Annotated in this window: 5 protein-coding genes; 4 read left to right on the forward strand and 1 reads right to left on the reverse strand. The window is 70.1% G+C overall.

What is annotated here, in order from left to right:
- Positions 1-602: 602 nt before the first annotated feature.
- Positions 603-4,118, reverse strand: a complete 3,516-nt coding sequence (metH, locus tag ACFW2E_RS32175; RefSeq protein WP_384470975.1) for a methionine synthase — start codon at positions 4,116-4,118, stop codon at positions 603-605.
- Positions 4,119-4,402: 284 nt separating this feature from the next.
- Between metH and ACFW2E_RS32180 the strand changes: the two genes are divergently transcribed.
- The 4 genes from ACFW2E_RS32180 (at position 4,403) to ACFW2E_RS32195 (ending at position 9,635) form a co-directional block, all read left to right on the forward strand.
- Positions 4,403-5,167: an IclR family transcriptional regulator gene (locus tag ACFW2E_RS32180; RefSeq protein ID WP_384470978.1), complete on the forward strand. Its 765-nt coding sequence runs from the start codon at positions 4,403-4,405 to the stop codon at positions 5,165-5,167.
- A 380-nt stretch (positions 5,168-5,547) separates the two neighbouring features.
- Positions 5,548-6,342: an MIP/aquaporin family protein gene (locus ACFW2E_RS32185; RefSeq protein ID WP_384470981.1), complete on the forward strand. Its 795-nt coding sequence runs from the start codon at positions 5,548-5,550 to the stop codon at positions 6,340-6,342.
- A 90-nt stretch (positions 6,343-6,432) separates the two neighbouring features.
- Positions 6,433-7,971, forward strand: a complete 1,539-nt coding sequence (gene glpK / locus ACFW2E_RS32190) for a glycerol kinase GlpK (protein WP_384470984.1) — start codon at positions 6,433-6,435, stop codon at positions 7,969-7,971.
- 47 nt (positions 7,972-8,018) lie between these two features.
- Positions 8,019-9,635 carry an FAD-dependent oxidoreductase gene (locus ACFW2E_RS32195; protein WP_384470986.1) on the forward strand — a complete coding sequence of 539 codons (1,617 nt, stop codon included), beginning with the start codon at positions 8,019-8,021 and terminating at the stop codon, positions 9,633-9,635.
- Positions 9,636-9,784: the final 149 nt, after the last annotated feature.

The following is a 9,784-nucleotide window of genomic DNA, read 5'->3' on the forward strand; positions in this document are numbered from 1 at the left end:
GGGTGGGTGGGTGGGCGTGTGTGTGTGCGCGGGTGCGAGCGCCGCAGCCTCTGTGTGTCCGACCGCGCGTCCCCCCCGCCCCGCCCCCCCCCCCCCTGCGGTGGATCGACCAGTGTACGACTCCCGCTGGTGAAACGCCTGGTTTATCACCTGGGCACGCGGGAGACACCGCGGGAGACGCGGGGAAGACCCCGGACGGACCGGGGGCAGGCAGATCCGCAGAGCGGTGCGCTTCCGCGGAGCCGAGGCCAGGACTACGGCAGGCCCACCGCCGCGACGGCCTCCTGCGGCCGCGCTCCGGCTGCGCCTCCGGGACGGCCTCCGTCCGGCCGGGGGACCCACCTGGCGCACTGTCGCACGGGGGACGCACCCGGCTCCCGGCCGAGTCGCGCCGGCCGGACATCCTGCCGGGCCGCACGATCAGCCCTCTTGGCCGCTCCCGGCGAACGCTCCCGCCGGCCGCCAGGACCGGGGCCCCGGGACCCGAGCCGGGCAGCAGTGCACACGGAAGCCCCGCCAGGCACCGGCCGGTCCCCCGGTCAGGTGCCCCCTGGGCAGGGAGCCCCCAGCCAAGTCGGCCCCCCGCCGAACCCCCGGAGGGCTCAGCGGGCGTTGAAGTACTTCGCCTCCGGGTGGTGGATCACGATCGCGTCCGTGGACTGCTCGGGGTGGAGCTGGAACTCCTCGGAGAGGTGGACCCCGATGCGCTCGGGCCGCAGGAGTTCGGCGATCTTGGCCCGGTCCTCCAGGTTGGGGCAGGCACCGTAGCCGAGGGAGAAGCGGGCACCCCGGTACTTGAGGGCGAACATGTCCTCGATGTCGCTCGGGTCGTCCCCGCCGAAGCCCAGTTCGGCGCGGACGCGGGCGTGCCAGTACTCGGCGAGCGCCTCGGCCAGCTGCACCGACAGACCGTGCAGTTCGAGGTAGTCGCGGTAGGAGTCCGAGGCGAACAGCTTCGCCGTCTCCTCGCCGATCCTGGAGCCGACGGTGACGACCTGCAGACCGACGACGTCCGTCTCTCCCGACTCCTCCGGGCGGAAGAAGTCCGCGAGGCAGAGGCGGCGGCCCCGGCGCTGGCGCGGGAAGGTGAAGCGGGTGCGCTCGTTGCCCCGCTCGTCCAGGATGATCAGGTCGTCGTCCTTGGACACGCAGGGGAAGTAGCCGTGGACCACGGCCGCTTCCAGGAGGTTCTCCGTCTGGAGCCGGTCCAGCAGGCCACGCAGCCGGGGACGGCCCTCGGTCTCGACGAGCTCCTCGTACGTCGGCCCCTCGCCGGTACGGGCCTGCTTGAGCCCCCACTGGCCCTTGAACAGCGCGCCCTCGTCGAGCCAGCTCGCGTACTCCTTGAGCTGGATGCCCTTGATGACCCGGGTCTCCCAGAAGGGCGGGGTCGGCACGGGGTTGTCGGTGGCGACGTCGGAGCGGACGTGGCCCTCCTCCGGGCGCTCCTCGATCTCGAGGTCGGCTGCCGCGCGGACCCGGCGCTGCTTGAGCTCCGGCAGCTTCGCGCCCGGCACGCCCCGCTTGACGCCGATGAGTGCGTCCATGAGGCGCAGTCCCTCGAACGCGTCGCGGGCGTAGCGGACCTCCCCCTCGTACAGCTCGTACAGGTCCTGTTCGACGTAGGCCCGGGTCAGGGCCGCTCCGCCGAGGATCACGGGGTAGTCGGCGGCGAGGCCCCGCTGGTTGAGCTCCTCCAGGTTCTCCTTCATGATCACCGTGGACTTGACCAGGAGACCGGACATGCCGATGACGTCCGCGCGGTGCTCCTCGGCGGCGTCCAGGATCGCGGAGACCGGCTGCTTGATGCCGAGGTTGACCACGTTGTAGCCGTTGTTGGACAGGATGATGTCGACGAGGTTCTTGCCGATGTCGTGCACGTCACCGCGCACGGTGGCGAGCACGATGGTGCCCTTGCCCTCGGCGTCCGACTTCTCCATGTGCGGTTCGAGGTAGGCGACGGCGGCCTTCATGACCTCGGCGGACTGGAGCACGAACGGCAGCTGCATCTGGCCCGAGCCGAACAGTTCGCCGACGACCTTCATGCCGTCCAGGAGGGTGTCGTTGACGATGTCCAGCGCCGGGCGGGTCTCCAGGGCCTGGTCCAGGTCGGGCTCAAGACCGTTGCGCTCGCCGTCGATGATGCGGCGCTTGAGGCGCTCCTCCAGCGGCAGGGCGGCCAGTTCCTCGGCCTTGCCGGCCTTGAGGGACTTGGCGGTGGCGCCCTCGAACAGGGCCATCAGCTTCTGCAGCGGGTCGTAGCCCTCGGCGCGGCGGTCGTAGATGAGGTCGAGGGCCGTTCGCACCTGCTCCTCGTCGAAGCGGGCGATCGGAAGGATCTTCGAGGCGTGCACGATCGCCGAGTCCAGGCCCGCCTTCACGCACTCGTCGAGGAAGACGGAGTTGAGGAGGATGCGGGCGGCCGGGTTGAGGCCGAAGGAGATGTTCGACAGGCCGAGGGTGGTCTGCACGTCCGGGTGGCGGCGCTTGAGCTCGCGGATCGCCTCGATGGTGGCGATGCCGTCCTTGCGGGACTCCTCCTGACCGGTGCAGATGGTGAAGGTCAGGGTGTCGATGAGGATGTCCTCCTCACGGATGCCCCAGTTCCCGGTCAGGTCGTCGATGAGCCGTTCGGCGATCTCGACCTTCTTCTCGGGGGTGCGGGCCTGGCCCTGCTCGTCGATGGTCAGCGCGATCAGGGCCGCGCCGTGCTCCTGGGCCAGGCGGGTGACCTTCGCGAACCGTGACTCGGGTCCGTCCCCGTCCTCGTAGTTGACCGAGTTGACGACCGAGCGGCCGCCGAGCTTCTCCAGGCCGGCCTGGATGACGTCGACCTCGGTGGAGTCGAGGACGATGGGCAGGGTGGAGGCGGTGGCGAAGCGTCCGGCCAGCTCCTCCATGTCGGCGACGCCGTCGCGGCCGACGTAGTCCACGCACAGGTCGAGCATGTGCGCGCCCTCGCGGATCTGCTCGCGGGCCATCTCGACGCAGTCGTCCCAGCGGGCGTCCAGCATGGCCTCCCGGAACTTCTTGGAGCCGTTGGCGTTGGTGCGCTCGCCGATGGCCAGGTAGGAGGTGTCCTGCCGGAAGGGGACGGTCTGGTAGAGGGAGGCGGCGCCGGGCTCGGGCTGGGGGCGGCGCTCGACGGGCGTGGCCCCCTGGATCCGCTCCACGAGCTGACGCAGGTGCTCGGGCGTGGTGCCGCAGCAGCCGCCGATCAGGTTCAGGCCGTAGTCGCGCACGAAGGTCTGCTGCGCGTCGGCCAGGCCCTCCGGGTCGAGCGGGAAGTGGGCGCCGTCCTTGGTGAGGATCGGCAGGCCGGCGTTGGGCATGCACAGCAGCGGGGTGCGGGAGTGGCGGGCCAGGTAGCGCAGGTGCTCGCTCATCTCGGCGGGGCCGGTCGAGCAGTTCAGGCCGATCATGTCGATGCCGAGGGGCTCCAGCGCGGTCAGGGCGGCGCCGATCTCCGAGCCGAGCAGCATGGTGCCGGTCGTCTCGAAGGCCATCGAGACCAGCAGCGGCACCTCGGTGCCGGTCGCCTCCATCGCGCGCCGGGCGCCCAGGATCGAGGACTTCGTCTGGAGGAGGTCCTGGGTGGTCTCCACGATCAGGGCGTCTGCGCCGCCGGCGAGCAGGCCCTCGGCGTTGGCCTGGAAGCCGTCGCGCAGTGTGCCGTAGCCGATGTGGCCGAGAGTCGGCAGCTTCGTGCCGGGTCCGATCGAGCCGAGGACCCAGCGCTGGCGGCCGTCGCGGGCGCCGAACTCGTCGGCGGTCTCGCGGGCGATCCGGGCACCTGCCTCGGACAGCTCGTAGACGCGGTCGGCGATGTCGTACTCGGCCATGGCCGAGTGGTTGGCCCCGAAGGTGTTGGTCTCGACGCAGTCGACGCCCACGGCGAAGTACGCCTCGTGGACGGAGCGGACGATGTCGGGGCGGGTGAGATTGAGGATCTCGTTGCAGCCCTCGAGGTTCTCGAAGTCCTCGAGGGTCGGTTCCTGCGCCTGGAGCATGGTGCCCATGGCTCCGTCGGCGACCACCACTCGGGTGGCGAGCGCCTCTCGGAGCGCGGACACACGGGTCCGGCTGTCGGCGGAAGGGGACGTCGGCGACGAGGCCATGTAGGGGCTCCCTGGAGTGCGACGGCTGTCGGCTATGCGGTTTCCCGGGCAGGCCCGGTGAAGGCGCACGGCGTCAGAGTAACCGGACGTGGGCTTTGATGGGCGGGGCGTCCACGAGGCGGACGCGTGTGGCGGTCGTGCCACGCGCGGGCCACATGTGATGTAACAGGTGCCGACCGACCATTGGCGGGAGGACGACATCGACCGGTAGTGTTCGGCATTGTCGAACGATAGTTAACGACAGCGCCTCGGCGGCAGTCGAAGGGGACGGAGGCAGTACGGCGATGGCACGGAACATCCAGTCGCTCGAACGGGCGGCCGCGATGCTGCGGCTGCTCGCGGGCGGCGAGCGACGGCTCGGCCTGTCGGACATCGCCTCTTCCCTTGGCCTCGCCAAGGGCACCGCCCACGGCATCCTGCGCACCCTCCAACAGGAGGGCTTCGTCGAACAGGACGACGCTTCCGGGCGGTATCAGCTGGGCGCGGAGCTGCTGCGCCTGGGCACGACCTATCTGGACGTGCACGAGCTGCGGGCGCGCGCCCTGGTGTGGACGGACGACCTGGCCCGTTCCAGCGGTGAGAGCGTCTATCTGGGCGTGCTGCACCAGCAGGGCGTGCTGATCGTCCACCACGTCTTCCGGCCCGACGACAGCAGGCAGGTCCTGGAGATAGGGGCCATGCAGCCGCTGCACTCCACGGCCCTGGGCAAGGTGCTGTCGGCGTACGACCCGGTGGCGCACAGCGAGGTACTGGAGGCCGACCGCAAGGCCTTCACGGACCGCACGGTGTGCGAGCTCGAGGACTTCGAGCACCTCCTGGACATCACGCGCGCGCGGGGATACGCGGCCGACGTGGAGGAGACCTGGGAGGGCGTGGCCTCGGTCGCCGCGCCCGTGCACGACCGCCGGCGCATGCCCGTGGGGGCGGTCGGCATCACCGGCGCGGTGGAGCGCCTGTGCCGGGACGGGGAACTGCGCCCCGAGCTGATCGCGGCGGTACGGGACTGCGCCCGCGCGGTGTCGCGCGATCTGGGCGCCCTGCGGTTCTGACCGCGGCACGACGACAGAGCACCACGACAGAGCACTACGAACAGGACAGGACCACTGGAGACCGGAACGCTGAGCGGCGTTCCGGCTCTCGCCATACCCTGAAATGGACATACAACAACAAAAGGTACGTCCGGTGCTCGAAGATCGATAGCCCGCCTCGATCAGTAACGATCAGGTTTTCGATAACAGAACCCTTGACGCGCATGTAACGCCGGAGCAAGACTCCCGTCCATCGGTCGGCATTGTCGAACACCTACCGGCAATACGCGCTAGAGTGTGACAACGCCAAGGACCGGTTTCGCTCTCACCCCCGAGGGCGCCAGAACACCCGGAGGGACCCGGGGTTCGGCTTCCCTGGACGAAGGACAAAGGAGTCGCGGGTGTCCAGCTCCGACATCTTCATCGGCGAGACCATCGGTACCGCCATACTCATCCTGCTCGGCGGTGGCGTGTGCGCCGCCGTGACGCTGAAGGCCTCCAAGGCCCGTAACGCCGGTTGGCTCGCCATCACTTTCGGGTGGGGTTTCGCCGTCCTGACGGCGGTCTACACCTCGGCACCGCTCTCCGGTGCCCACCTCAACCCGGCCGTGACCCTCGCACTCGCGATCAAGGACCACGACTACACCAACCTCCCCACCTACTGGGGTGGCCAGCTCCTCGGCGCCATGATCGGCGCGACTCTGGTCTGGGTGGCCTACTACGGCCAGTTCCACGCGCACCTCACCGACAAGGAGATCGTCGGCGGTCCGGGTGCGCAGGCCACGGCGGCCAAGGCCGTCGAGGCCCAGGAGAAGGGCGCCGGCCCGGTCCTGGGCGTGTTCTCCACCGGTCCCGAGATCCGCCACGTGGTGCAGAACCTCGCCACGGAGATCATCGGCACGATCGTCCTGGTCCTCGCCGTCCTCACGCAGGGCCTCAACGACAAGGGCAACGGCCTGGGCACCCTGGGCGCCCTGATCACCGCCTTCGTGGTCGTCGGCATCGGTCTCTCCCTCGGCGGCCCCACGGGCTATGCGATCAACCCGGCCCGTGACCTCGGTCCGCGCATCGTGCACGCCCTTCTGCCCCTGCCCAACAAGGGCGGCTCCGACTGGGGCTACGCCTGGATCCCGGTGGTCGGTCCCCTGATCGGCGCCGCGATCGCTGCAGGCATCTACAACGTCGCATTTGCTTAAAGAGCAGCGAGCCTCGTCCTCGAGCACCGAGCCTCACAGCACGCGCCGTACGTACAGCCCTCCTCACCACGGACCCACCAGGAGCACACAGTGACCGACGCCCACACGGCCGGCCCCTTCATCGCGGCCATCGACCAGGGCACGACCTCCAGCCGCTGCATCGTCTTCGACCGGGACGGCCGCATCGTCTCCGTCGACCAGAAGGAGCACGAGCAGATCTTCCCGAAGCCGGGCTGGGTCGAGCACAACGCCAACGAGATCTGGACCAACGTCCAGGAAGTCGTCGCCGGGGCCATCCAGAAGGCCGGCATCACCCGCGACGACATCAAGGCCATCGGCATCACCAACCAGCGCGAGACCACCGTGCTGTGGGACAAGAACACCGGTGAGCCCGTCCACAACGCCCTTGTCTGGCAGGACACGCGCACCGACGCCCTGTGCAGGGAACTCGGCCGCAACGTCGGCCAGGACCGTTTCCGCCGCGAGACCGGCCTCCCGCTGGCCTCGTACTTCTCCGGCCCGAAGGCCCGCTGGCTGCTCGACAACGTCGAGGGCCTGCGGGAGCGCGCCGAGGCGGGCGACATCCTCTTCGGCACCATGGACACCTGGGTCATCTGGAACCTGACCGGCGGTGTCAACGGCGGCAAGCACGTCACGGACGTCACCAACGCCTCCCGCACCCTTCTCATGAACCTGCACACCATGCAGTGGGACGAGAAGATCGCCGAGTCGATCGGCGTGCCGCTGCAGATCCTGCCCGAGATCCGCTCCTCTGCCGAGGTCTACGGCGAGGTCACCGGCGGCAAGCTCGGCGACGTCCTCGGCGGCATCCCGGTCGCCTCCGCGCTCGGCGACCAGCAGGCGGCCCTGTTCGGCCAGACCTGCTTCTCCGAGGGCGAGACCAAGTCCACCTACGGCACCGGCACCTTCATGGTGATGAACACCGGTGACAAGATCATCAACTCCTACGCGGGCCTGCTGACCACGGTCGGGTACAAGATCGGCGACCAGCCGACGGTCTACGCGCTGGAGGGCTCGATCGCCGTCACCGGCTCCCTGGTGCAGTGGATGCGCGACCAGATGGGCCTGATCTCCACCGCGGCCGAGATCGAGACGCTCGCGCTCTCGGTCGAGGACAACGGCGGTGCCTATTTCGTACCGGCCTTCTCCGGCCTGTTCGCCCCGCACTGGCGCTCCGACGCCCGCGGTGTGATCGCCGGCCTGACCCGGTACGTCACCAAGGCGCACCTCGCCCGTGCCGTCCTGGAGGCCACCGCCTGGCAGACCCGCGAGATCGCCGACGCGATGGTCAAGGACTCCGGCGACGAGCTGGTGGCCCTGAAGGTCGACGGCGGCATGACCTCCAACAACCTGCTGATGCAGACCCTCGCCGACGTCCTGGACGCACCCGTGGTGCGCCCGATGGTCGCCGAGACCACCTGCCTCGGCGCCGCCTACGCCGCCGGCCTCGCCGTCGGCTTCTGGTCCAGCACCGACGAACTGCGCGCCAACTGGCGCCGGGCCGCCGAATGGACCCCCAACATGGACGCGGAGACCCGCGACCGTGAGTACAAGAACTGGCTCAAGGCCGTCGAGCGGACCATGGGCTGGATCGAGGACGAGGACTGAGCGGCTCGGACCGCCCAGACAGCTCTGACTAGGAGTAAGAACCCGACATGACCAGTCAGTCCACCCTGCAGTCCGTGCCTGCCCTGGGGACGCACCCGGCCTCCGGCTCCAACCCGAGCCGAGCCGAGACCAGGGAGCAACTCTCCAAGGCGTCGTACGACCTTCTCGTGATCGGCGGCGGCATCCTGGGCATCTCCACCGCCTGGCACGCCGCGCAGTCCGGCCTCAGGGTGGCTCTGGTCGACGCCGGCGACTTCGCCGGCGCCACCTCCTCCGCCTCCTCCAAGCTGCTCCACGGCGGTCTGCGCTACCTGCAGACCGGCGCGGTGAAGCTGGTGGCGGAGAACCACTTCGAGCGCCGTGCGGTCTCCCGCCAGGTGGCCCCCCACCTGGCGAACCCGCTCACGTTCTACCTCCCCGTGTACAAGGGCGGGCCGCACGGCGCCGCGAAGCTCGGAGCGGGCGTCTTCGCCTACTCCGCGCTCTCCGCCTTCGGTGACGGTGTCGGTCACCTGCTCAGCCCCGCGAAGGCCGCGCAGGACGTGCCGGAGCTGCGCACCGAGAACCTCAAGGCCGTGGCCGTGTACGGCGACGACCAGATGAACGACTCGCGCATGGCGCTGATGACGGTCCGCGCGGCCGTCGAGGCGGGCGCGGTCGTCCTCAACCACGCCGAGGTCACCGGCCTGCGGTTCACCAAGGGCCGGGTCACCGGCGCCGACCTCAGGGACCGGCTCACCGGCGAGGAGTTCGGCGCCAACGCCCGTCTGGTGCTAAACGCGACCGGCCCCTGGGTCGACCACCTGCGCCGGATGGAGGACCCGAATGCCGCGCCGTCGATCCGTCTTTCGAAGGGTGCGCATCTGGTCCTGAAGCGGACCTCGCCGTGGAAGGCCGCGCTCGCGACCCCCATCGACAAGTACCGCATCACCTTCGCCCTCCCGTGGGAGGACATGCTCCTGCTCGGCACCACCGACGAGGCGTACGAGGGCGATCCCGCGGACGTCGCGGTCAACGAGAAGGACATCGCCCAGATACTCGACGAGGCCGCCTTCTCCATCCGTGACCAGCAGCTCGACCGTGACCTGATCACGTACGCGTTCGCGGGTCTGCGCGTGCTGCCGGGCGGCCCCGGCGACACCGCCAAGGCCAAGCGCGAGACCGTGGTGACCGAGGGCCGGGGCGGCATGCTGTCCGTCGCGGGCGGCAAGTGGACCACCTTCCGGCACATCGGCCGCACCGTGATGCAGAAGCTGGAGGCGCTGCCGGGCCACCCGCTGGGCGACGACTTCGAGCCGATCTCCTCGCTGCCGAAGAAGCTGCCGCTGCCCGGTGTCGCCAACCCACGCGCCGTCGCCCACCGCCTGCTGGTGGACCACCCCGCGCCCGGCCCGCGCATGGCCGCCGACACCGCCAAGCACCTGGCCACGCACTACGGCTCGCTGGCCTTCGACATCGCCCGTATCGCCAACGAGAGCCCCGAACTGGCCGAACGCGTCCACCCCGACGCGCCCGAGATCTGGGCGCAGGTCGTGTGGGCCCGTGACCACGAGTGGGCCGAGACGGCGGACGACGTGCTGCGCCGTCGGACGACGCTGACGATCCGCGGCCTGGCCGACGACGACGTCCGCGCCAAGGTCCAAAACCTGCTCGACAAGAAGTAGGCGCTCGGTGCCGGCCCAACTCCCCTGACCGGGGCGGGCACCGTCGGGGGGGGCCGCTCCGCCCCCGGGGGGGGCACCCCCACACGGGGGGGGGGCCCCCCCGGGTGGGGGCCCCCGCCCGCGGGGGGGGGGCGGCGCGCGGCGCCCCC

It is taken from the genome of Streptomyces sp. NPDC058964, assembly GCF_042741275.1.
GTDB lineage: Bacteria > Actinomycetota > Actinomycetes > Streptomycetales > Streptomycetaceae > Streptomyces.